The organism is Enterococcus mundtii (assembly GCF_003957375.1).
In the GTDB taxonomy this organism is placed as follows: domain Bacteria; phylum Bacillota; class Bacilli; order Lactobacillales; family Enterococcaceae; genus Enterococcus_B; species Enterococcus_B spodopteracolus.
This window is the reverse complement of sequence record NZ_CP025473.1, coordinates 2,012,813-2,037,636: the sequence shown is the minus strand read 5'-3', so window position 1 is coordinate 2,037,636 and position 24,824 is coordinate 2,012,813. Positions and strand designations below refer to the sequence as shown.

The 24,824-nt window shown below is 38.7% G+C and carries 18 protein-coding genes and 5 pseudogenes; 14 read left to right on the top strand and 9 right to left on the bottom strand.

What is annotated here, in order from left to right:
• Positions 1-10: 10 nt before the first annotated feature.
• Positions 11-586 (top strand): GNAT family N-acetyltransferase, encoded by a 576-nt coding sequence (locus CYK55_RS09910; RefSeq protein ID WP_034690273.1) that lies wholly within the window; start codon positions 11-13, stop codon positions 584-586.
• 821 nt (positions 587-1,407) lie between these two features.
• On the opposite strand, the pseudogene CYK55_RS09905 reads toward CYK55_RS09910, so the two are convergent.
• Positions 1,408-2,264: pseudogene (locus tag CYK55_RS09905) on the bottom strand (hypothetical protein).
• Between the two features lie 280 nt (positions 2,265-2,544).
• Between CYK55_RS09905 and CYK55_RS09900 the strand changes: the two are divergent.
• Complete coding sequence (locus tag CYK55_RS09900; protein WP_034690277.1) at positions 2,545-4,056, top strand: flavocytochrome c; 1,512 nt, start codon at positions 2,545-2,547, stop codon at positions 4,054-4,056.
• Positions 4,057-4,106: 50 nt separating this feature from the next.
• On the opposite strand, the gene CYK55_RS09895 is transcribed toward CYK55_RS09900, so the two are convergent.
• The 6 genes from CYK55_RS09895 to CYK55_RS09870 form a co-directional block, all read right to left on the bottom strand.
• Complete coding sequence (locus CYK55_RS09895) at positions 4,107-5,093, bottom strand: NAD(P)H-quinone oxidoreductase (protein WP_034690281.1); 987 nt, start codon at positions 5,091-5,093, stop codon at positions 4,107-4,109.
• A gap of 2 nt (positions 5,094-5,095) precedes the next feature.
• Entirely contained in the window at positions 5,096-5,746 is a 651-nt protein-coding gene (locus tag CYK55_RS09890) for an NAD(P)-binding oxidoreductase (RefSeq protein WP_126134256.1), read from the bottom strand.
• A gap of 143 nt (positions 5,747-5,889) precedes the next feature.
• Positions 5,890-6,504: an ECF transporter S component gene (locus tag CYK55_RS09885; protein WP_034690283.1), complete on the bottom strand. Its 615-nt coding sequence runs from the start codon at positions 6,502-6,504 to the stop codon at positions 5,890-5,892.
• A gap of 16 nt (positions 6,505-6,520) precedes the next feature.
• The gene (gene coaC, locus CYK55_RS09880; RefSeq protein WP_034690286.1) at positions 6,521-7,072 is read right to left on the bottom strand and encodes a phosphopantothenoylcysteine decarboxylase; all 552 of its coding nucleotides are present in this window, start codon (positions 7,070-7,072) and stop codon (positions 6,521-6,523) included.
• Positions 7,073-7,085: 13 nt separating this feature from the next.
• Positions 7,086-7,814: a phosphopantothenate--cysteine ligase gene (locus CYK55_RS09875; RefSeq protein WP_034690289.1), complete on the bottom strand. Its 729-nt coding sequence runs from the start codon at positions 7,812-7,814 to the stop codon at positions 7,086-7,088.
• Positions 7,811-8,800: an acryloyl-CoA reductase gene (locus CYK55_RS09870; RefSeq protein ID WP_126134255.1), complete on the bottom strand. Its 990-nt coding sequence runs from the start codon at positions 8,798-8,800 to the stop codon at positions 7,811-7,813. Before CYK55_RS09870 ends, CYK55_RS09875 begins: the two co-directional genes overlap by 4 nt.
• Before the next feature lie 231 nt (positions 8,801-9,031).
• Between CYK55_RS09870 and CYK55_RS09865 the strand changes: the two genes are divergently transcribed.
• The 8 genes and pseudogenes from CYK55_RS09865 (at position 9,032) to rhaM (ending at position 16,927) form a co-directional block, all read left to right on the top strand.
• A complete protein-coding gene (locus tag CYK55_RS09865) occupies positions 9,032-9,574 on the top strand; it encodes a helix-turn-helix domain-containing protein (RefSeq protein ID WP_019723760.1) in 543 nt (180 codons plus the stop codon).
• Between the two features lie 17 nt (positions 9,575-9,591).
• On the top strand, positions 9,592-10,677 hold the full coding sequence (locus CYK55_RS09860; protein ID WP_034690297.1) for an ABC transporter ATP-binding protein: 1,086 nt from the start codon (positions 9,592-9,594) through the stop codon (positions 10,675-10,677).
• 11 nt (positions 10,678-10,688) lie between these two features.
• Positions 10,689-11,495 carry an ABC transporter permease gene (locus CYK55_RS09855; RefSeq protein ID WP_034690298.1) on the top strand — a complete coding sequence of 269 codons (807 nt, stop codon included), beginning with the start codon at positions 10,689-10,691 and terminating at the stop codon, positions 11,493-11,495.
• On the top strand, positions 11,492-12,322 hold the full coding sequence (locus CYK55_RS09850) for an ABC transporter permease (protein WP_126134254.1): 831 nt from the start codon (positions 11,492-11,494) through the stop codon (positions 12,320-12,322). Before CYK55_RS09855 ends, CYK55_RS09850 begins: the two co-directional genes overlap by 4 nt.
• Positions 12,319-13,392 carry an ABC transporter substrate-binding protein gene (locus tag CYK55_RS09845; RefSeq protein WP_034690299.1) on the top strand — a complete coding sequence of 358 codons (1,074 nt, stop codon included), beginning with the start codon at positions 12,319-12,321 and terminating at the stop codon, positions 13,390-13,392. Before CYK55_RS09850 ends, CYK55_RS09845 begins: the two co-directional genes overlap by 4 nt.
• 232 nt (positions 13,393-13,624) lie before the next feature.
• Positions 13,625-14,991, top strand: a pseudogene (locus CYK55_RS09840) (IS1182 family transposase).
• Positions 14,992-15,165: 174 nt separating this feature from the next.
• Positions 15,166-16,200, top strand: coding sequence for a hypothetical protein (locus tag CYK55_RS09835; protein WP_034690300.1), 1,035 nt, complete (start codon positions 15,166-15,168; stop codon positions 16,198-16,200).
• A gap of 403 nt (positions 16,201-16,603) precedes the next feature.
• Positions 16,604-16,927 (top strand): L-rhamnose mutarotase, encoded by a 324-nt coding sequence (gene rhaM, locus CYK55_RS09830; RefSeq protein ID WP_034690301.1) that lies wholly within the window; start codon positions 16,604-16,606, stop codon positions 16,925-16,927.
• Between the two features lie 72 nt (positions 16,928-16,999).
• On the opposite strand, the gene CYK55_RS09825 is transcribed toward rhaM, so the two are convergent.
• On the bottom strand, positions 17,000-18,940 hold the full coding sequence (locus tag CYK55_RS09825) for an ABC-F family ATP-binding cassette domain-containing protein (protein WP_126134253.1): 1,941 nt from the start codon (positions 18,938-18,940) through the stop codon (positions 17,000-17,002).
• Positions 18,941-19,155: 215 nt separating this feature from the next.
• On the opposite strand from CYK55_RS09825, the pseudogene CYK55_RS09820 reads away from it, so the two are divergent.
• A pseudogene (locus CYK55_RS09820) lies at positions 19,156-19,811 on the top strand (redox-sensing transcriptional repressor Rex).
• A 252-nt stretch (positions 19,812-20,063) separates the two neighbouring features.
• Positions 20,064-22,306, top strand: a pseudogene (locus tag CYK55_RS09815) (ATP-binding cassette domain-containing protein).
• Between the two features lie 53 nt (positions 22,307-22,359).
• Here CYK55_RS09815 and CYK55_RS09810 read toward each other — a convergent pair.
• Positions 22,360-22,710: a thioredoxin family protein gene (locus CYK55_RS09810; RefSeq protein ID WP_126134252.1), complete on the bottom strand. Its 351-nt coding sequence runs from the start codon at positions 22,708-22,710 to the stop codon at positions 22,360-22,362.
• Between the two features lie 279 nt (positions 22,711-22,989).
• Here CYK55_RS09810 and CYK55_RS09805 point away from each other — a divergent pair.
• Positions 22,990-23,905: pseudogene (locus CYK55_RS09805) on the top strand (permease).
• Positions 23,906-23,915: 10 nt separating this feature from the next.
• Entirely contained in the window at positions 23,916-24,755 is an 840-nt protein-coding gene (locus CYK55_RS09800) for a TIGR03943 family putative permease subunit (RefSeq protein WP_034690814.1), read from the top strand.
• The last annotated feature ends 69 nt before the right edge of the window (positions 24,756-24,824 follow it).

Genomic DNA, 24,824 nt, shown 5'->3' with positions numbered 1-24,824 from the left:
AGGTGGCGTGATGTTAGATAAGCAATTGCCCTATGCAGAGATTTGGATGACACGCCCACTCAATGAAGAATTGCCTTCTTATCCCTTGAATCAGCAGTATCGCTTTGAAAAGTATCAACCAGGAGCAGAGCAGGATTGGGCAATCATTGAAACAGCAGTCGATGAATTTGACTCTGTGGAGGAAGCACTGGCTTACTTTGACCAAGCTTTTGCCCCATATCCAGAAGAGCTGGTAAAGCGCATGTATTTTGTGGTCAACGAACAAGCTGAACGCATTGCCACATGCACTGCCTGGTGGAAGCTGCGTGAGAAAGAATATCCGCTTTTTCATTGGTTAGCGGTCAAGCCAGAACATCAAGGAAAAGGGATCGCCAGAAGTTTGACGATTGAAGTGCTCCGTTGTTTTCAGCAAATAACGACACAAAGCCCAATCTATTTACACACACAGACATGGAGTCACCCAGCGATCAAACTTTATCAAAGTTTAGGTTTCACATTCATCCCTGAGAAATTTGATGGTAGTGAAAATCCTGATTATAAAATGGTGATGGATGTTTTATCATCGAAAATTAAAAAAGACACCTAAAAATAGGTGGTGACAGAAGTATTCAGCTCCGAGAAATAAGCCGTGAAAACCGAAAATTGTTTTTCAAATTTTTGGGTTTCACGGCTTATTTCTGACGGATCTGGCTTGCGAATACCGTATACACGATATTAAGGATAGAAACAAAAAGAAATTTTATTTTTGTTCCAAACGCTTCAAATTGCTTCAATGTTAGAGAATTATTAGGTTGATCACTAAGCGAGAAATCCTTCAATAAGATATTAAAGGTATTAATTCATATACCAACGTTATTTAAATATCAAGAAATAATAGGCCAACTTAGAAAGAGGTTTGTGTGTATAATCCTGTTAATAAAAAAACAACAAATCGTCCAGATGATTTAGTTATAAGAGTCAATTAGATACTCGAGATAGTTGAATCACCAAAAAATGCAAGGTGTTTTGCTAAAATACTACAAAAATTTCGCATGGAAAAGAACCTCACGTTCATTACTTGTCCATTTCCAGCGTAAAATAGCTTATTAGGATTCCAAGCAGGTATTTCTGCCAAATCTAGCAATTTATCCTAATCGTTCGAATGATTTAGGCCATTCATTAGATAAATATGTCAATCATTGTTTTTGTGACTGGTTTACAACAGACAAAAAAACAGAACTTCAAAAGATTATGGCTATTGATCCTACAAAACAAAAAAAGGTGGGACAGAAGTGTTTGGTCACGAGAAATAAGGTGTAATCCCAAAAATTACTCTTTGAATTTCTGGGGATTACACCTTATTTCTGACTATTATTGCTTATGGTCCAGCCGTTTATTTGGGCTTGAGGTCAAAAACAAAAATCAATTTTACTTTTTCTCTAGATACTCTTTTTTGTTTCCAGCAGTATCCATCCTTGTGGTCACACCTTTTTTTCTAGGAATGAAGTTCCGGATGAACGTAAATTTCCGATAATCGTTTCGTGTATAAAGATAGCCGAAAACGCTGAAGACGAGGGCTCCGATAAAATTGACGAATAAATCTTTCATCGTATCTAAAATTCCGATGTCCAAGTACCCATCTGTCATGACATACTCTTTGGTTTTGCCATGCTCGTCTTTATATGTGACGGTTGTTTGTTGGATATCTTTGATCTTATATACGGTGTTGCCATCCTCACTTAATTTGACACTGTTGATCTGATCAACATAGTTATCTTTTTGCATGTCCATCTGCAAGACTTGATCCGCAGAGAATTCGATAAATTCCCAAAAAACTCCCACGGTCATGGAAAAACAAAAAGAGACTAGAGCGACTAGTAATGGTGTCAGATTCATTGTTTTCGTGTTTTTGTTCAAGAGATAGACAAGAGAAAAACCGACACCACCTGCTAGAAAGCCGCTTAGTGCGTGTAACGCTGTGTCCCATAGTGAAAAGTAGCCATAAAAGTCACTTAATTCACCCAAGACAGTGGCACTGAAAATAAAGGATAAGATGATGATTTCCAGTGTGTTAGGGATTTGGATCTTTAGTAATTTTTCTAGTAAATAGGGGATTTCAAACAATAATAAAGTTAATAATAAGAGCATGATATTCCCATGTTCCGGTCGATCAATTGATCGACGAGCATGACCACCACAATGATACGTAAAATGATGTAAATTGCATGAGTGACCTTCCCAGCAGACTTACTCCCTTTTGAAAAAAAATGTTTGATAAATTTCATAAATGAGCTCCTTCGTGTTTCATATCGATTATACTTGTCTCAAGAAAAAACCCCAAATCTTCTGTTTGGATCAAAAAAAAATTTTTTTTTGCCTGACTATTTATTCAAGAAACTCGACTATTTTTCGATAGTTACTAACGAAAACTTGAAAAATTTGGAATATTTATGGTTATTTATAAAAGAGGGGGATAACAGTAGTACGGAAAATGTAAATTGTTGGTTGAATTTGTGAATGCTATCACTTATGATGGGGTAAGTGTTAAATTTTAGGAGGACAACTATGAAGAAAACAATTAAAGGGTTACTGACAGTTACAGCAATTTTTGCCTTAGGTGCCTGTACGCCTGATGAAAAAGAATCTGCATCCAGTAGCTCTTCCACAAAAGAATCAACAGAAGTATCATCCGGAGCATCTGCTCAAACTTACACAAATCCAGCTGAGATGAAAGAAGAATATGATTTGATCATCGTTGGCGGAGGAGGAGCTGGTATGGCAGCTGCAATCGAAGCAAAAGATGCAGGCTTGAATCCAGTCATTTTTGAAAAAATGCCAGTTGCTGGTGGAAATACATTAAAATCTTCAAGTGGAATGAACGCATCTGAAACAAAATTCCAAGAAGAAGAAGGTATCACTGATTCGAATGACGCCTTTTATGAAGAAACATTAGCAGGTGCGAATGGCACAAATGATAAAGAAATGTTACGCTATTTTGTCGATCATTCGGCTGCTGCAATCGAGTGGTTAGATGAAAATGGCATTAAATTAGATAACTTGACGATCACTGGTGGAATGAGCGAAAGACGAACACATCGCCCTTCTGATGGTTCTGCTATTGGTGGCTATTTAGTCGATGGGTTATTACGAAATGTCCACGAACGCCAAATCCCGATTTTTGTAAATACTGAAGTGACAGATATTCAAAAAACGGGAGATACAGTCAACCAAGTAACAGTCCAAGTACAAGGAGAAGAACCAAAAGAAATCACTGGTAAGGCTGTAGTTGTTACAACTGGTGGATTCGGTGCGAGTGAGGAATACATCCAAACTTACCGTCCAGATCTGGAAGGATATGTAACGACGAATCAAGTGGGATCAACAGGCGATGGTATCAAGATGATTGAAAAATTAGGCGGTCAAACGGTCGATATGGATAAGATCCAGATCCATCCAACGGTTCAACAAGACGAAGGATTCTTGATCGGGGAAGTGGTTCGTGGTGAAGGAGCGATCTTAGTCGATCAAGATGGCGAGCGTTTCGTCAACGAAATGAATACACGAGACAAAGTATCAGCTGCAATCACTGCATTGCCAGAAAAATCTGCTTATTTGATTTTTGACCAAGGGGTACGCGATCGCGCAACAGCCATTGAGTTTTATGATGAAAAAGGTTATGTCACTGCAGGTGAGACGATTGAAGAATTGGCAGAGAAAATCAACTTACCAGCAGAAACATTAGCACAAACAGTCACAACTTGGAACGAAGAAGTTGCCAATCAAGACGATACAGCATTTGGTCGTACGACAGCAATGGAGCATGATCTGTCTAAACCAAACTACTATGCGATCAAAATCGCACCTGGTATCCACTATACGATGGGTGGAATCAAAATCAATACGAACACAGAAGTTGTGGATAAAGACGGACAACCGATCACTGGACTTTACGCGGCAGGTGAAGTCACTGGTGGCTTACACGGTGAAAACCGCATTGGCGGAAACTCTGTAGCGGAAATCATTATTTTTGGACGTCAAGCAGGACAACAAGCAGCAAAATTTGTCTCTGCACAATAATAGAAATGATATAAAAAGAGAACCTAAGGCTCATGCCCTAGGTTCTCTTTTTAAGATTCACTGACTGTCAAAATAATTTTTCCAACGTTTTTGTTGGCTTCCATATATTCATGGGCTTCTTTTACTTCTGATAATGGAAAGGTTCGATCAATGATTGGACGGATCGCTCCGGTTTCAAAATAAGGATCGATATTTTTCATAAACTCTTGAGTCAGTTTTGCTTTGTATTCATCACTTCTTGGTGTCAATAGCGTGCCAATCAATTGGATTCTTTTTTGTAGCAAAACTCTTAAATCAAGAGACTCGACTGTGGTGCCTCCTAGTGTGCCAATCAAGACCCAGCGACCATCTACAGCAATCGATGCCAGATTTCTTTCCCAATAAGAGGCACCGATGAAATCTAAGATGACATCAACGCCATTCCCATCAGTGATCTTTTTTACTTCATTCGCGAAATCTTGCGTTTTATAGTTGATTACTTCATCTGCGCCTAATTCTTGGCAGAAGGCTAACTTTTCAGCTGAACCTGCGGTAACGATGATGCGTGCTTGCGAATATTGTTTGGCTAATTGGATTGCTGCAGTACCAACACCACTTGCACCAGCATGGATCAAGACAGTCTCATTTTTTTGGAGTTTTCCTAACCAGTACAAGGTTTGATAGGCAGTCAAGAAAACTTCAGCGATACCAGCGGCTAATACGTAGTCAAGGGAATCCGGCAAGAGGATTGCTCGATCTGCTGGGATTACGGCATATTCTGCATAGCCACCTAAATTCACTAGACCATAGACTCTCGTTCCAGTTGAAAACTCAGAACGGTCACTTGCGTTTTCAATGACTTCACCAGCAACCTCTACACCTAAGATAGGGTAAGGCGCTTGGAGTACAGTATTTTCGCGACGCATGATATCCGTACGATTGACCGCAGCGGTATGGACTTTTAACAATAACTCCCCAGCTTTTGGAATAGGTCTAGGGACATCCACTTCCGTCAAAACATCTGCTGAACCGGGATGTTTCATAGAGATTCCACGCATGATCAAGCCTCCTCAACAAGTTGTTTGATGGCATCCAATACTGTAGCCGATCCTTCAGATAGAACAACAGTTGTTTTTGAGATGTTTGGTTGATCCACTAACGCTGCTAAAACTTCTGCTACCGTTTTTCTTGTAATCGATTGAGCTGGTTTTTCGTCTGGTTTGGTCAATTGGATCGAAGTGATCTCATCGTCGTTCGTCAAAGCTACAGGTTGTAGTATGACATAATCTAATGATGTCTGATTTTTCAACCATTCGTCTGCATAGTATTTGGTAATATAATAATCAGTCATTGACTCAGGCCATTTTTCACGGTTATCCGCAAAAGCTGCACTGATCATCAAATAACGAGAGATATTTGCTTGCTCTGCTGCAATCATTGTTTTGATTGCGCCGTCTAAATCAACTTGTAAAAGATTTTTTCCTTGAGAACCAGCAGCAAAGATGACGAGTTCACTCTCTTGGAAGGCTTCCGCCATTTTTTCTGAAGACCAAGTTAAATCAAAGGGAACATAGGCGATATTTTCTTCATCATAAATCGCTTGGTTGGCAACATCTCGTACACCCGCGTAAACTTGATGTTCGGTTGTTCCGAGTTTTTGGATCAAATGACGCCCAATTTGTCCGTTTGCTCCTACTACAAAAATATTCATTTTCTTCATCCTTTCGCTACATATCTGTATCCATCATGGTAACACCAAAAGATAAAAAATTCAGGACTAAACACTTATCAACAAAAAAACCAAAAAAGAGCGAGCATACCGCATCACTCTTTTTTGGTTTTTTAATCTGATCATTAACGAATCATTCGTAGTAAAACGGTAGATACCGCAGCTGTGACTAAACCAGCGACGATTGCTTCTGGTACCCCACTAGTAAAGATGACCGCTAAAACTGCTGAATAGACTGCATTGATATTTGTCCCAAGAACCTGTGCATAATCTTGTTGGAATAGAAAATAAATCAAGTTCATCACTAAGATCGTATTGGTCAGAGAACCAGCAATCCCTGCGAGAAACAATGAGAGCGGACTAACTTTGTTTTTTGTCAATCGCTGTATTCCTTTATAAACGAAATAAGGAACAACACCGATCAAGATTCTAGGTATCAAGGCAATGATCAAGGCTTTCCAGCTTCCTTGATCTGTGCCGATCACCGGAATAAACGGTGAGAAAACAAAAGACAACGCTGTTGGTATGAACGTACTGCGAATCAGACTGATCAAACCAAATGTTCCACCGAGAAAGGCACCTAGCCGAGGGCCTAAAATAATTGAAGCGACGATGACAGGGATATGCATCGTTGTTGGGTTAATCGGCCCAATCGGAATAAATCCGAGAGGCGTGACAGCGAGTAAGATCATAATTGCTAAAAACATAGCAGTTAAAGTAAAGTTTTTGGTATTTTTCATCATAACTCCTTAGATACTAGACCGACCTCTGATTCAGCAGAAGTGTGACTTGGTCGATAATGATTTGGTTATCCGCTAAAGCACCTTTTCCGTAATCGCCACAAGCTAAGAGGGATTCTCTAGGTTCAATCTCTTGATAACCAATTTCTTTTAGCGTCGTTAAATTTCTTTGATTGATCGGATGTTGGTACATATTAGTATTCATCGCCGGTGCAATCAATTTTGGTGTTTCCGGTAAAAGTGCCATGGCAACAGTCGATAAGAGATCATCCGCTAGACCATTCGCTAACTTGCCGATAATATTTGCGGTGGCTGGTGCAATCAAAAACAAGTCTGCTTGTTTGGCTAGCTCGATATGGTTGATGACTGAAGGATCATTTTCTTGCATGACATCTGTATGGACAGCACGCTTAGAGAGGGATTGCAATGTTAAAGGTGTAATAAATTTAGTACTACTTTTTGTCATGATGACATCGACTTGATAGCCGAGTTTGACTAGTTGATTTGTGATATCTGCACTTTTATAAGCGGAAATACTGCCAGATACGCCTAATAGGATTTTTTTCATCGTGAATTCCTCCTTATTTTAGAATCGCGGTAACGATACATGTTGCAATCTCTTGCTTGGTATCGGCTTCTATGACTTCTCCATTTTTAGATAATAAATAGCCATGGTGGTGTGTTTCACTGACTTGAGTCAAGTCGTTGGCCAAAACATAATCGGTTTGATTGGTGATCAAACTTTTTTTAGCTACGTCCAATAAGTGTTCTTTCGAGACATCGACTAATAATTTAAAACCAACGATGACAGCATTGGGTTGCCATTGGCGTAACAAACCAATAATCTTCGGTGTTTTCTTCAAGGTCAAAAAGAGATAGTCCGTATCAGATGAAATCTTGGCTTCTTTACTAGCGGTTCGTTCTGTTTTTGCCAACCATGAAGACAGTGAACCAGGAGTCAATGCCTCTTTACTTAACTGCTCAGCAAACTGTTGTTCAGAAAGACTGAAAGCTGGCGTGAAATCACTGACAGCCATGCTATGGATAATGGCATCATAAATATTATTTTGCATCAATCGTTCTAACGTATCCAGTAAATCTTGTGTAGAATCGATGAGATGGATCGTCAAAAGTTTAGAAGGAGTAGGTGTTACAGCAGATCGTGTCGTCACGTAGTCGATCGTCACAGTTTCGTGAGCAAGAAAAGCTTCTGCGATGGCTTGACCTAATCGTCCAGTCGAGTGATTCGTGATCGAACGGACTTGGTCGATTCGTTCGCTTGTGCCACCAGCAGTGATCAATACCTTCATATTTTTTCACCTACATTGACAAGTGTTCTTCCTTGGTGTGTCCCATCAAGGATTTTTTGGGTTGTTTCTTCCAATTGCTCTAAGGTGATCTCATTGACGACTAAATGATCAGTTACAGATAGGTCTGCTAGTTGTTGCCAGATATTCAAGCGTTTTTCATGAGGAACATTGACTGAATCAATCCCGATCAACTGGATATTCCGTAGAATAAAAGGTAAAACAGTCGTTGTCAATTTGATACCACTTGCGTTGCCACATAGTGCAGCAGCTCCGTCATAAGCGATCAAAGGGAGTAACCGAGTGAGTTGTTCACCCCCAACAGTATCGATCACATAATCGACTTGTTGTTTATCTAAAGGTTTATTTTTTTCTGGTAGAAAGGCTTCTGGATGAACGACTTGAGTTGCCCCTAGTTTCTGTAGCCAAATTTTTGCTTCTTCTTTGCGGGAAAACGCGATGATTTGTTGAAAGCCCATTTTATGCAACATAGCAATTGCCACACTACCCACTCCGCCAGAGGCACCAGTGACGATCACTTTATCCTCTGCTTTCATTCCTTGGGTAAGTAAAGCATTCACGCAAAGTGCAGCAGTCAAACCAGCGGTGCCTAAAACCATTGCTTGACGTAGGGTCATCGTTTCTGGAAGAGGGATAAGCCAATCCCCGGTTACTTTCTGGTAAGCGCTATAGCCACCAGGTTGACTAACACCCAACCCATAGCCGGTTGCTAAAACTTGATCTCCTGGTTGCAATCGTTTGTCCAAGCTTTTCATGACGACACCAGAAAAATCAATTCCGGGAGTCATTGGATAGTGACGGATCACTTGACCATGTTCACTACAAGCTAACGCATCTTTATAATTGACATCTGAGTATGCGATTTTTACCCAAACTTCATTATTAGTCAGCTCAGGAAATTCTTTGTCAACGATGCTTGTATGAAAAGTAGGCTCGTTGTTTACTTGAAACTGTTTGAATGTATTCATTAGATAGAAGGTACTCCTTTCGAAATTTTCCTTAATCATACCATAAAGCGTTTCATTTTCTAGTAGTTTGCTGATTAATTTCTTCAAAAAAAAAAGTTGAGATAACCGAAAAAGTACAAAGAAAATTCAAGCAAAAGGGTTGTTTTTTCAGCGGAAATTTGTATACTAATACAGATGGTAGTAAACTTGGAGTTTACTATTAGAAAACTTCGCATAGGGGGACAGTGATAAATGGAAATTGGTGAGAAGTTACGAAATCTACGCATCCAAAAAAATTTGACGCAAGAAGAATTAGGGGAGCGAACGGATTTATCTAAAGGCTATATCTCACAACTTGAACGGGATTTAAGTTCACCATCGATGGAAACATTTTTCTCTATTCTTGAAGTATTGGGCGTCACCCCAGAAGCATTTTTTCATCAAGAAACACCCAACCTTCAAATCGTTTATACGAAAGAAGATCGTACCGTCTATTACGATGAGGAAAATGGGTACGAACTGGAATGGTTAGTGACAGATTCCAATGAAAAAGAAATGGAACCAGTTTTATTGACATTCGATACAGCCGGTGAATATAAAACCTTTGAACCTTCACTTTCAGAGACATTTATTTTTGTCTTAGAAGGAGAGATCGCGTTAAGCTTGGGTGAGCGAGAGTATGTAGCAAAAAAAGGACAATCGATGTACTATCAGGCAACGACACACCATCAATTACGCAATCATCAAAACAAACAAACTAAGGTATTGATCGTCGCAACCGAATCATACTTGTAATATAGGGGGCAGAAAAAGTGGGAAAACCAATCATATCATTCGATCAAGTCGTAAAAAGCTATGATGATGAAACAATTTTGAAGAATGTCAGTTTTGAGATCGAACAAGGGAAATTTTATACATTGTTGGGGCCTTCTGGTTGTGGGAAAACAACGATTTTACGAATCATTGCAGGATTTACGGAAGCAACCGAAGGAGATATTTATTTTGAAGGAAAGCGCCTAAACGATCTACCGGCGAATAAGCGCCAAGTCAATACGGTTTTCCAAGATTACGCCTTATTTCCTCATATGAATGTATTTGATAATGTTGCATTTGGATTGAAAATTAAAAAAATGCCTAAATCAGAAATCGAAAAAAAAGTCAAAGACGCATTACGTATGGTGCAATTACCTGGGTATGAAACGCGGGAAATCAGCGAGATGTCAGGGGGACAGCGCCAACGGGTAGCCATCGCGCGAGCCATCGTCAATGAGCCGAAAGTCTTGTTATTGGATGAACCGTTATCAGCTTTGGATCTGAAGCTACGTACCGATATGCAATATGAGTTGCGCGAACTACAACAACGTTTAGGGATCACCTTTATTTTTGTGACACATGATCAAGAAGAAGCGTTAGCAATGAGTGATGAGATTTTTGTGATGAACAAAGGAAAAATCGTCCAAAGTGGTACTCCTGTGGATATTTATGATGAACCAATCAATCATTTTGTGGCAGATTTTGTTGGTGAAAGCAATATCGTTAATGGAGTGATGATTGAAGATAATTTGGTTGAGTTTGTTGGCAAACAATTTGAGTGTGTCGATGGTGGGATGCGCGTCAATGAACCAGTTGAAGTCGTCCTTCGTCCAGAAGATTTGACGATCACTTCACCGGACAAAGGAAAATTAGTCGTGACAGTGGACACTCAACTATTCCGTGGTGTCCATTATGAGATCATTTGCTATGATGAGCAACAAAATGAATGGATGGTCCACTCAACGAAAAAAGCGCGTGAAGGGAGTCAAGTCGGCTTAGCCTTTGAACCAGAAGACATCCACGTTATGCGTTTCAATGAGTCAGAAGAAGACTTCGATGCACGTTTGGAAAGCTACGAAGAATAGGGGGAGAGAATATGAGAACAATGCGTAGGATCTATTCCATCCCTTATGTTTTGTGGCTTGGATTATTTGTGATCGCGCCTGTTTTGATGATCATCTATCAATCTTTTTTTGATATGAGTGGTCAGTTTACATTAAGCAATTATGCTGCGTACTTTACTTCAGGAACTTACATCGCCATGACGATCAATTCGGTATGGTATGCGTTCTTGATTACATTATTCACATTGATGATCAGCTACCCAACAGCTTATTTTTTAACGAAATTGAAACATAAGCAATTATGGTTGATGTTGATCATATTACCGACATGGGTCAATTTATTGTTGAAGGCATATGCCTTTATAGGGATTTTCAGTATCAATGGAAGTGTCAACCACTTTTTCGAGTTTGTCGGCATTGGCCCGCAACAGATTTTATTTACTGATTTTAGCTTCTTATTCGTAGCGACATATATCGAGATTCCTTTCATGATCATGCCGATTTTTAACGCTTTAGAAGAAATGAATCCTTCGTTATTGAGTGCTAGCAAAGATCTAGGAGCAAGTAATTTTGAAACCTTTCGCCGAGTGATTTTTCCTTTGTCGTTGAATGGTGTGAAAAGTGGGGTACAAGCAGTTTTCATTCCCTCACTATCCCTTTTCATGTTGACCCGTTTGATTGGCGGAAATCGAGTGATCACGCTAGGTACAGCAATCGAACAGCATTTCTTAGTGACGCAAAATTGGGGCATGGGTTCAACGATCGGTGTGATTTTGATCATCGCGATGTTCGTTGTGATGTTACTAACTGGTGAGAAGAAAAAAGGAGGTCGCTCATGAGAAAAAAATTCAAATGGTCGTATCTCTATCTAACAGTTGTTTTTCTATTATTGTATTTACCGATTTTTTATTTGATTTTTTATTCCTTCAATGAAGGCGGAACGATGAACAGCTTTACCGGCTTTACTTGGGAGAATTATCAAGCGGTATTTGAGGATACACGACTGATCATCATCGTATTGAATACATTTATGCTGGCGTTCTTATCGGCTTTGATTGCAACGATCATCGGGACATTTGGCGCGATGGGGATCTATTACACGAAAAAACGTCAAGCACGAACGGCGCTATTGAGCATGAACAATATTTTACTTGTTTCTCCCGATGTGATCATCGGTGCGAGTTTTTTGATTTTCTTTACCTTAATCGGCTTTGGGTTAGGCTTTCAAAGTGTTTTGCTTTCCCATATCGCTTTTAGTATCCCAATCGTTGTTTTGATGGTCTTACCAAAATTGCAGGAAATGAACGATTCGATGGTGGATGCAGCGAGAGATTTAGGGGCGAATAATTTCCAAGTAGTAAAAAATATCATTTTACCGTTTTTATCTCCAGGAATCATTGCCGGCTATTTCATGGCATTCACGTATTCTTTGGACGATTTTGCGGTCACTTTCTTTGTGACAGGGAACGGCTTTACTACTTTATCCGTTGAAATCTATTCAAGAGCGCGGCAAGGAATCAGCTTAGAGATCAACGCATTGAGCGCACTTGTCTTCCTATTCTCGATGGTATTAGTGATCGGTTACTACTTTATTAGTAAAAAAAACCGACCAAAACGATTGAAAAAAAATCGCCGCAACCGTGAGGAGGTGGCTCGTTTACGATGAAAAAATTACAGTCTTTGCTGATCGGTATTATCTTGATCATTGGTGTATTGCTTGTCAGTGTTCGACAATTAGAAAAAGCGAGCGGAATGAGTGGAGCGAAAATCGTGACCATTTATAACTGGGGAGACTACATCGATCCTAGTTTGATCACGAAGTTTGAACAAGAATCCGGTTATAAAGTCAATTACGAAACATTTGACTCGAATGAAGCAATGTTTACCAAGATCCAACAGGGCGGAACCAATTATGATATTGCTATTCCTAGTGAATACATGATCCAAAAAATGATTGAAGAACAACTTGTCATGCCTTTAGATCATAGTAAGATCAGAGGCTTGAACAATATCGATGATCGCTTCTTGGATTTGGATTTCGATCCTGATAATAAATATTCGATTCCTTATTTCTGGGGAACACTGGGTATCGTGTATAACGATAAAGTGTTCGATGAAGAAGCAATCAAGCACTGGGATGACCTTTGGAAACCAGAATTGAAAGACAGCTTGATGTTGATTGATGGAGCAAGAGAAGTGATGGGCCTATCTTTGAATAGTTTAGGGTATTCTTTGAATAGCAAAGACATGACCGAACTGAACGAAGCAGCTCAAAAATTGAATAAAATGACGCCAAATGTCAAAGCAATCGTTGCAGATGAGATCAAAATGTATATGATCAACGAAGAGGCATCAGTAGCTGTGACTTTCTCAGGTGAAGCAGCAGATATGATGTATGAAAATGAACATTTACATTATGTGATCCCAACCGAAGGCTCAAATCTTTGGTTTGATAACATCGTCATACCAAAAACAGCTAAAAACCAAGAAGGCGCCTATGATTTCATCAACTTCATGCTCGATCCGGAGAATGCCGCACAAAACGCAGAATATATCGGCTACTCCACACCAAATAAAGCTGCCAAAGCTTTGCTACCAAAAGAAATCTCCGAAGATGAACAATTTTATCCATCTGATGAAACGATTTCGCATCTTGAAGTTTACGAAAATCTCGGTTCGGAATACTTAGGAATCTATAATGATTTATTCTTAGAGTTTAAGATGTATCGGAAATGATAGGAAAACTCAAGGAACAAAAACCACTGTTTTCGTACTTTTGAACGCTCAGTTTTCCAAATTTCTACCAAGAGCGCCTTTTTAGGTGCTCTCAGACTGTAGACAAACTCCTAAATTTGGAGTGTTGTTTGCAGTTTTTTTGTTTTATACTATTGTATAAACTATTTTGGGAGTGATTCTAATAATGAGAAAACAATCGATTGAAGGTAGAAATCAATTTGCTATGTAAACAATTGATGATCTTGTACCTAAAGATACTTAGTTCGAAAGATTGATGCTGCAATTCAGTTTGATTTCATTTATCCCATTGTAGAATTACGTATTCGACCTATGGTCGTCTCAGTATTGATCCAGTGGTCTTAATTAAATTAATATTTATCCAATATTTATTTGGTATCCGTTCGATGAGACAGACCATTAAAGATGTTGAAAAAAATGTTGCTTATCGTTGGTTCTTAGGTGATTCATTCGAGGATCCTATCCCGCATTTCCCTACTTTTGGTAAAAACTATGTTCGAATATTTAGAGAAACAACTTTATTTGAAGATATTTTCTTTCATATTCTAGAACAAGCTGTAAAAGCTGACTTCGTTACGGAAGACAACCTTTATATTGATTCTACTCATATTAAGGCAAATGCTAATAAACATAAGTTCACAAAAGAAATGATCTATGGTCAAGCTAAAGCTTATTAAGATGAATTAGAAGATGAAATAAAGAAAGAACGTATTGCTGTAGAAAAACATCCTTTTACGTGGACACAGAAAGTGAGTTGAGTCTTCAAAAAATAAGTCATTCAGATCCAGAAAGTGGCTACTATGTTAAAGATGAACGAGAAAAACAATTTGTTTATTCCGCGCATACTTCCTGTGAAGATAACGGTTTTATCTTATCTACATTAATTACACAAGGAAATGGACATGAGAGCCAAGTCGCAATCGATCTGGTTAAACAGTCGAAAAGAGCTTTTCCAAATATAAAGCGCGTTGTCGCTGATGCAGGATATAAGACACCTAAATTTGTTCATTTTCTGTCACACACTCTACCCGATTCTTCCATATACTGTACCTCATGGAGTAAAAGGAATGTTTCATAAAAAAGACTTTGTTTTTGATTCCTATTTTGACTGCTATTTATGCCCCAATAATCAACCGTTGTTATTTTCAACTATCACTCGTGATGGTTATCGAACCTATAAATCAAATCCAAAATTATGTAGGAGTTGTCCATTACTTGAAAACTGTATTTTGAGTACAAAACATCAAAAAATAGTAACTCGACATGTTTGGGCGGATCTTATGGATGAACTTGAACACCAACGCCATAAGGCGTTGAATAGAGAAATTTATAAAAAGAGAAAATAAACCATTGAACGAATAGTTGCAGATGCAAAAGAAAAGCATGGTATGCATTGGACGAAATATCGAGGTCTTGAAAAAATCGCCACGCACTCGATGCTTACGTTTGCTACCATGAATTTAAAAAAACTAGCCACATGCTATGGAAAGCAAAAAAGCCTATGGCTTTTTATTTCAAATTTCTACAATGACTAACAAAAAGAGTTGGCAATTAAGCCACTCCTTTTTGTCTACAGTCTGACAACAGATCATTCCAAAGTAATTCTTTGGAATGATCTGTTATTTATATTAAAAGGATGGGCTATTTTTAACGAAATTTTTAAGTCTTTTTTTTCAATTCTCAGAAAAGATGGGCGAGCGGAACGCTTTTCAAACTGTATACTCATTTTAGCAACTAGAAAATAGGAGGGATACTATGGGAATCAGCCAACGTATCAGGAAAATATTGAATCAAACTCAAGAATCAGCCGTCACTACTGAAAGTCAAGAACCTTCTTTAGACCAATTTGATGAAAATATCAGAGGTGAATTAGCAAAGTATCTAAAACGTCAAATACCTAGAGTTATGACATCAAGCAAGAAGGCTGCTATTGAACGTCTGCAGCATGCACAATCAATTGCAATATCCTGTGAAAAAAAAGATCAAAATGTGTTAGCCACTCAAATGACCGAGTACTTTAAAGATAATTTCTACTTAACCGATTATCTGCATGTCTGGTTAAATATCGATAAGGAAAAGCTCCAAAAATTCGAGGAGCAGAAAAGCCGAATAATAGAAGCAAATGATAATGCAGATATTTTCACACGATTGATTGAGTCATTAAAAGAAACGATCGTTACACGAAAAGAAATCCTTCTTATCTGCTTGGATAAACCGGAATTTAATCGAAAGCTAAACGATGAAGCAAGAGTGGAAGTAATTGAACGAGTAAAAACGGGCTACTTTAATCTTGATCCAATGCTCGAAAAATATATGGAAGAGAAAGATAAGCAAGAAGTCTCTGCACAAATAATGAATTCAAAGGGAGAGCTAATCCAACATCCCCTAACTGAAATGGCATTAAAAATAAATGACCCAATTCAACAAGAAGCTAGGACTAGAAGAATCGGGATACTTGAACCTCTAAATCGGAAGATAACGATCATGGAAAAGCCATTAACTAAAGACCAGCTAAACAAACATAATCCATTATCGTCAAAGATTGCTGTGAGCAAAGAGAGTGCAAACAAAAATAATAAAAAAGTAACTATAAAAGCAAATCGGAAAATAACCGTTTATCTAAATAACTGGAAATCACCGAAGAGTAGAAGACGATTCGTCTTTATTCGACGACAAATAAGAAAGCTTAATTTCAAAAATCGCCAGAAAATCAGTCTTTTAGTACAGCAAGCAAAAGCGGACAAAAAAGCGAGTAAAAAAGTAGGTGATTATTTTGGGTACCACCGTTAAGCCTACTAGCAAATGTCTAAAAGGTCTCATATTGAGTGATTTCTTTATTGGTAAACAACTGCAACGATAGCCGTTTTACTTTTTCTTAAAGAATTATCCTAACAAAAGACAAATATTATAGTGAAAATTCTTCAAACTTTTCTTCTATTCTATATACATACCAACCAACAACCCTATACTTTTTCATTTTTACTCCTCAAGTAAAAATAAACTCCTAGACCGCGGCTACCCACCGCGGTCGCTTTTTTGTTCTATAATGAATTCCTGTGAATCTGCCACCGTTATCCTTAGATTTTGCTATTGTAAACGCTTGCTTTAAGTTAGAAAATAAAGAAGTAAGTAAGAACCAAAAGATAATTGCTAGGATCGAGCAGATCGAACAATCAGTGAAAGGGGAATAAAGATGATCAAAAAAGCAGTAAAAATGAAGTTGTACCCAGGATACGAAGCAGAGTACCTCAAAAGACACAATGAATTGTGGCCGGAGATGCGTGAAATGTTGGCTGAACATGGTGCGCGCTCTTATTCGATTTTTCTTGATCCAGAAATAAATACTCTTTTTGGGTATTTAGAGATTGAAGATGAAGAAAAATGGCGGCATGTATCAGAAACAGAAATCAATCAAAAGTGGTGGGTGTTCATGGAAGATCTGATGGAAACAAATCCAGACCATTCGCCAGTAACTGTCGAATTGAAACATGTTTTCGATTTATATCAACAAGTCTAGAGTAAAACCGCTGAAAGCAGGATATAAAGCCAGCTTTCAGCGGTTTTGTTTAAAAGGGTGACAGGAGCGAGTCTATTGATTATTTTCGATTTCTTCTAACTCAAGACTCAAGTTTTCCCATTCAGACAACTTTTCTTCTTGTAGTTGATGTGCTTCATCAAGCGCTTGATTTAATTCATTCAATTTGACATGATCATCTAATACAGCAGGAGAGACCATCTGTTGTTCGAGTTCTTCCACTGTTTCTTCTAGTTGAGCCATATCTTCTTCGATTTGCGTGATTTTACGTTGCAAGCTCCGCATCATTTTTTGTTGTTCTTTGCTTTGTAAGTAAGTGGACTTGTTGGTTGAAATCGTGCTGATTTCAGGTTGTTCAGCTGCTAACAGTTCCGCAATTTCTTCTTCTTCTTTTTTCTTTTCTAAATAATAATCATAGTCCCCCAAGTAGACTTTGCTTCCGTTTTCTGAGAGTTCAATGACTTTAGTGGCGATACGATTGATGAAGTAGCGGTCATGGGAGACAAAGAGCAATGTTCCTTCATAGTCGATCAATGCATTTTCCAACACTTCTTTATTGTCGATATCTAAGTGGTTGGTGGGCTCATCTAAAATCAAAAAGTTCTCTTGATTCATTGCTAGCTTAGCTAACGCGACACGCGCCTTCTCTCCACCACTTAACAAGGGAATCGTTTTTTCAACGTCTTCACCAGAAAACAAAAAAGCGCCTAAAATCGAACGGATATCTTTTTCTGGAACGGTTGGATGTTCATCCCACAATTCAGCTAGAATCGTTTTATTGGTGTGGAGCTCCGCTTGTCCTTGGTCGTAATAACCAATGCTGACATTCGTACCAAGTGTTTCTTTTCCGCGGATGAAAGGCAGCTGTTGAATAATCGATTTTAGTAAAGTGGATTTGCCGATTCCATTTGGTCCCACTAAAGCGATTGCTTCTTGACGACGGATATCCAAGTTGATTGGTTCAGATAAGATGGTGCCGTCATAGCCAATAGCGGCATCTTCTACTTGTAACACAACATTTCCCGAAGGTTTCGCCACATTGAAGAGAAAATGTGCTTGTTTCTCATCTCCTTGTGGACGGTCTAAACGTTCCATTTTTTCTAGTGCCTTTCGACGGCTTTGGGCACGCTTTGTCGTTGACGCACGGACAAGATTTCTGGCAACAAAATCTTCGAGTTTATTGATTTCTGTTTGTTGTTTTTCATAGGCTTTCCAATCAGAAGCTAATTGTTCAGCTTTCATATCTAAATATCTGGAATAATTTCCTTTATAGTGACGCATCTTTTTCCGACTTAGTTCATATACCTCAGTCGCCACTTTATCCAAGAAATAACGGTCATGGGAGACAATTAGAAGGGCACCGGTATAACTTTGCAAATAGTTTTCCAACCAAGCAAGGGTTTCGATGTCCAAGTGGTTCGTTGGCTCATCCAGGATCAAGATATCTGGATGTTGTAAAAGCATCCTCGCTAAAGCTAATCTTGTTTTTTGACCACCAGATAACGTATCGATTCTTTGTTCGTAAAACGATGGATCAAATTTGAATCCATGTAATACAGAGCGAATTTCATTTTCATAACTATAACCGTTCTTATCAGAAAAATCATGCTGCAATTTATCATATTCTTTCAATAAGGCTTGATAAGCCGGCGTGTCAGGGGTGCCTTCACTGATAAATACTTCAAGGTCACGCATCCGCTGTTCCATCAAGCGTACCTCTTCAAATGCTTTTAGCATCTCATTCCAGACGGTTTCAGTTGAATCTAATCCTGTATCTTGGGCCAAATAACCAAGGGTAGCTGTTTTATTTTTTGCGATATTACCTAAATCAGGCGCTTCAATGCCAGCAATGATTTTTAATAATGTCGATTTACCGGCGCCGTTACGTCCAACTAAAGCGATACGTGCGCCCGTTTGGATCTCTAAGTGGATATTTTCAAATAAAATCTCAGCGCCAAAATGGCGAGCGATTTGATTGGCTTGTAATAGTATCATCGAATCCTCTTTTCTACTTTGTGAATTATCCTAGAATTTCATGGACTTTTTCTATTGTAGTCTACCACAAATTCATAGTTACTGCGAGGTTCTGAGAAGCTAGGAAAATGAGAATAAGAATAAAAATTCACAATATACAAGCAACGAAATTGATTTTTTTGTGTAAGTACTGATATGATGTATAAATCGAGAAGAAATACAGTGGAGGTAATGAAGTGAAAGACCATGTAATTCCAAAGGCAACCGCAAAACGCCTGCCTTTATATTATCGTTATTTAAGAATCTTGAATAATGCAGGTAAGAAAAAAGTTTCATCAACTGAACTAAGTGAAGCAGTCCAAGTAGATAGTGCGACGATCCGTCGTGATTTTTCCTATTTCGGCGAACTAGGAAAACGTGGTTACGGTTATGATGTAGAGGACTTGATGCATTTCTTTGCAAAAACCTTGAATGATGACCAATTAACGAACGTTGCATTGATCGGGTCGGTAATCTAGGAAGTGCCTTGTTGAAATATAAGTTTCACCAAAGTAATAGTATCCGTGTTAGCTGCGCTTTTGATGTGAACCCAGAAATCGTGGGTCGGATCGTTGATGGTATCCCTGTTTATCCAATGGATGACATGATCGAACAAATCAAGATCCAACAAATCGAAGTGGCAATCTTAACGATACCTGCCGAAAAAGCACAAGAAGTCGTGAATCGTTTGACAGAAGCTGGTGTCAAAGGGATATTAAACTTTACATCTGCTCGGCTAAATGCACCATCCGAAGTATTGATCCAAAATGTCGATTTGACGAACGAGTTACAAACGTTGATCTACTTCTTGCATTCCGATGCATCCTTGCACGAGCATGACGACAACGAATAACCGGAAATAAAGAAGAGTTAAACGTTCAATGACAAACTATTTTTCTGTTCACCAGAAAAAATAGTTTGTTTTTTTATGATCTTTTTTAGAAATGGATTAAAGTAAGAAACGTTTTTCTTCGTTGGCGTCTATTCAATTAGGAGACTGATAGATAAATAACTGAAAGCTTCGATATTTATTATAGTGATACATAGTTTCTGTGTTATAATAATACTTCACCAAAAAAATCGAGGGAACACGGGAGGATCAGTAATGCAGGAATATATCAAGATACATAATGCCAGACAAAATAATCTAAAAGGGTTTGATTTACAAATCCCAAAAAGAAAGATCACGATTTTTACAGGTGTCTCCGGTTCGGGAAAATCTTCCATCGTTTTTGATACGATTGCCCAAGAAGCGGGAAGACAGCTCAATGAAAATTTCTCTAAATTTGTGCAGAATTTCTTACCGAAGTATAGTCAGCCAGAAGCAGATGCCATCGACAATTTATCTATGGCAGTCGTTGTAGATCAAAGCCGTTTAGGTGGAAATTCGCGTTCAACACTAGGAACGATCACAGATATCAATCCACTGATCCGCTTGCTTTTCTCTCGTATTGGCACTCCCCATTTAGGCCCCGCCTGGAATTTCTCATTCAATGATCCTCACGGCATGTGTCCAGCGTGTGAAGGGATTGGTCGGATCGTTGGATTGAATCTAGACAAAGCGTTAGATTTAGAAAAATCGTTGAATGAAGGAGCGATTTTACTTCCAGGCTACAAAGCAGGATCTTGGTTATTGAAGTCTTTCACGAACACAGGTTTTTTTGACAATGATAAGCCATTAAAGGACTATTCAACAGAAGAAATGGAAAAGTTCTTGTATGCTTCAGGAGAAAAAATCGATTCGTTGTATATGGAAGGGATGAGTTCGACCTATGAGGGATTAGTGGCACGTTTCAATCGTTCCAATATCAAAGGGGCAATGAGAGCTCTGCCGCGACCCAGAAAAAAATCGTAGCGTTCATGGATGAACAAAGGTGTCCAGAATGTCAGGGAAAACGATTCAATCAAAAGGTTTTGGGCTGCAAGATCAACGGATATTCAATCGCAGATTTCTTAGCGATGCAACTGGATGAACTATTAGAAATCTTACCGGGGATCACAGATGAAATGATCCAACCAGTGTTGAGAAATCTCCAATCACGACTACAAGATCTGATCAATATTGGGTTGGATTACGTTTCCTTAGATCGCGAGACAGCGACTTTATCTGGAGGAGAAAGCCAACGAGTGAAAATGGTCAGGCACTTATCTTCTAGTTTAAATGACGTCATTTATATCTTCGATGAGCCTAGTATTGGGTTGCATCCACGAGATGTTCATCGGTTAAATGAACTATTGATCAAATTGCGTGATAAAGGAAACACGGTCATTGTTGTCGAACATGATCCAGATGTTATCAAAGTAGCAGATCATATCATTGACGTTGGACCCAAAGCAGGAAAAAATGGTGGGTATATCACCTATGAAGGTAGTTATGAGGGGTTACTGTCTTCAGATACATTGACAGGAAAAGCTTTTGGACAAATGATAGATTTCAAACAGGAACCAAGAAAAACAGATAGGTTTATTGAAACCTCAAAATCGACATTGCATAATCTTAAAAATACTTCTCTCAGAGTACCATTAGGTGTTTTTACAGTAGTTACCGGAGTAGCTGGTTCAGGAAAGAGCAGTTTAGTGAACAGCGTGTTTGCGAAAGAGTATCCGGAAGCAATCAATATCGATCAGTCAGCTGTTGCAGGGAATATTCGTTCCAACCCAGCGACTTATTCAGGGATCATGAACGATATCCGCAAGGTCTTCTCGTTGGAAAATAATGTTTCTGCCGGACTGTTCTCTTATAATTCAGAAGGGGCATGTGAAATTTGTAAAGGACATGGTCATATCAAAATGGAATTATCTTTTATGGATTCTGTAGAGGTTCTTTGCCAAGCCTGTGGCGGTAAACGATTCAAAGAAGAAGTTTATCAATACAAATTAAAAGAGAAATCGATCGATGAAGTACTAGCGATGAGTGTGACTGAAGCGATGGCATTTTTTGAAGAAAGATCGATTCAACGAAAACTGAAACAAATTTTAGAAGTAGGGCTAGGATATATGACGTTGGGACAACCGTTAAATACATTGTCAGGAGGAGAATGTCAACGGTTGAAACTGGCGAAAGAATTAAGTAAAAAAGGCAATATCTACATTATGGACGAACCAACAACCGGTTTACACATGGCAGACATCAAAAGTATCTTGGCAATCATTGAACGGTTGGTCAATAAAGGAAATACGGTCATCGTCATTGAACATAATCTGGAAATCATGAAGGCGGCAGATTGGTTGATCGATGTAGGGATCGATGGGGGCATTCGTGGTGGCGAGATCCTTTATGAAGGAACACCAGCAAAAATCGGAACTTGTGAACACTCAATCACCGCTCGTTATTTTACGGGAGTTTAACTAAAAAAATCGACAAGTCATTCGTTTGTGGAAAATGACTTGTCGATTTTTTTCTATTGATTAAATAAAGTATCGTAGCTGATTGGATCACTTGATTCATTCAATTGATCCAATCGCTTTGTCAGTTGTTCAAACTGAATAAAGCGGGCTTGTCGCCCGACTTCTTTCCCGAAATGGAAGAGTAAGATCACTGGGGCAGTATATGCTTGGAAGGTGCCAGCTACTTCCGGCACCTCGAAGGCATCTAAATGATACGCTGGGAAAGTATAATGAGTTAATAATTGTTCCAATTTTGGCACTACTGCATGACAAACACTACAATGGGGTGTAGAAATCGCAATCACGACAGTCGGTTCTTCTTGGATAGTTTTTAAGACTTCAGTTAAATCATGGGTTTCTTTCATGGTGATAACTCCTTAAGGTTGCTTCTAGCACATCGCTAATTCGATGGTGAAAAAGTATTCAGTCGTATACAGATAGAAAAAAGGCAAATGACTCTCTTATTTTTTACCTGAATCTTCATCTTAGCTGTGCTAAAAGTAAATCTATATGACGGAGATGTCAATAAAAAAGCTTTTTTTGATTTCTTAAACTTATGAAAAAAATTTAAGCTTTCTTGTATTTTATTGAAGAAAAGCGTATATTGATGGGCGAATGAAGTTCAAATGACAAGGAGAAATTATATGTTTTCGTTTATTCCAAATTCGGTATTGCAGATGGGAACGATTTTTTTATCGATCGTTATCGAAGCCTTGCCGTTTGTTTTATTGGGATGTATCATCTCAGGTGCTTTACAAGTATTTTTGACCCCGAACGTGTCAAACGATGGTTACCTAAAAATCGTTTTTTATCGATTATTGTTGGGTCTATTCTAGGTTTTTTCTTTCCTTCATGTGAATGTGGGATCGTTCCGATCGTTCATCAGTTTGTAAAAAAAGGGGTTCCTGTACACACCGCATTTGCATTTATGCTCACTGCGCCAATCATTAATCCAGTCGTGATCTTTTCAACTTTTATTGCATTTGGCAATACTTGGAAAATGGCGGGGCTGCGTATGTTAGGGAGTTTTATTGTCGCACTGATCGTAGGTGTCTGGTTGGCCTATATCCAAAAAGGCAGAATCTTGAAGTCTTCATTTGATTCAGCGATGGTTGAGCCTAGCTCCCATATACATGAGCATGAGGAAGCAATCGCACCACAGAAATGGGGACATCGAATCATCCATGTCTTGACTCACTCCATCGATGAGTTCTTCGATACGGGCCGATATTTGATCATTGGGGGGGGATTGCTGCAGGGATGCAAACCTATTTACCTACGAGAGTGATGTTGACGTTAGGTTCGACAAAGCTATTAGCCATTTTGATCATGCTAGTATTGGCATTCACGATGTCTCTTTGTTCCGAAGCGGATGCGTTTATTGGCTCCTCTTTGTTGAGTCTTTTTGGAACAGCACCGGTGGTTGCTTTCTTAGTTTTTGGACCAATGGTGGATATCAAAAACCTATTGATGATGAAACGTTATTTCAACACACGCTTCATCGTTTCATTGATCGGGCTGATCGCCTTAAGTGTTATCGGCTTTACACTATTTATTTAGGAGGAGAAACATGCTGCGATTTTTGATTTTATCCGGTTATTTTGAAATGATGATGTATCTTCAAGTCTCAGGGCGTTTAGATCAATACATCAATGTCCATTATCGTTATTTGGCAGTATTATCCATGGTCTTATCTGCCTTACTAGCCTTAGTTCAGTTGTATCTTTGGGTAAAAGCAGATGGACAAAAAGGAGTCCATGAGTCCCATGATTCTCATGATCACGGATTATCAAAACCGTATCAGCGTTGGATTGCTTATCTCTTATTAGCCTTGCCGATCGTTGTAGGAACACTGTTTCCGACGGTTAGTTTAAACACAACGATCGTGGAAGCGAAAGGGTTCAACTTTCCATTAAGCAAAGAATCTGTCGGTGATCCACAAGTGCAAACGCAATATTTGAAACCAGATACGAGTATTTATTTCAATAAATCTGACTATCAAGATCAAATGAATGAGTTAAAAGATAAATACGAAGATGAACAAATGATTGCGATCACAGACGATAATTATTTAGAGATCATGGAATTGATCTACAACTATCCAAGCGAATTCATTGGTAAGAAAGTCTCTTATGAAGGTTTTGTCTATCAGTCGAAAAATGACAAGGCTACTGATACCTTTCTCTTTCGATTTGGGATCATCCACTGTGTTGCTGATTCAGGCGTCTTTGGTTTGTTGACGCATCTGCCAGAAGGAATGACTGTGAAAAATGATGACTGGTACAAAGTCGAAGGGACGATCCAAACCGATTTTTATCAACCTTTCAAGCGAGAGATTCCTTCAGTCGTAGTGACGAAAGTAGAAAAAATCACTGCTCCTGAAAATCAATATGTGTATCGGGCATTTTAAATGAACGAAATAAAGTTGTAGTCATGTACAATATAAACAAAAAAGTGATAAGAGATGAAATTCTTACGA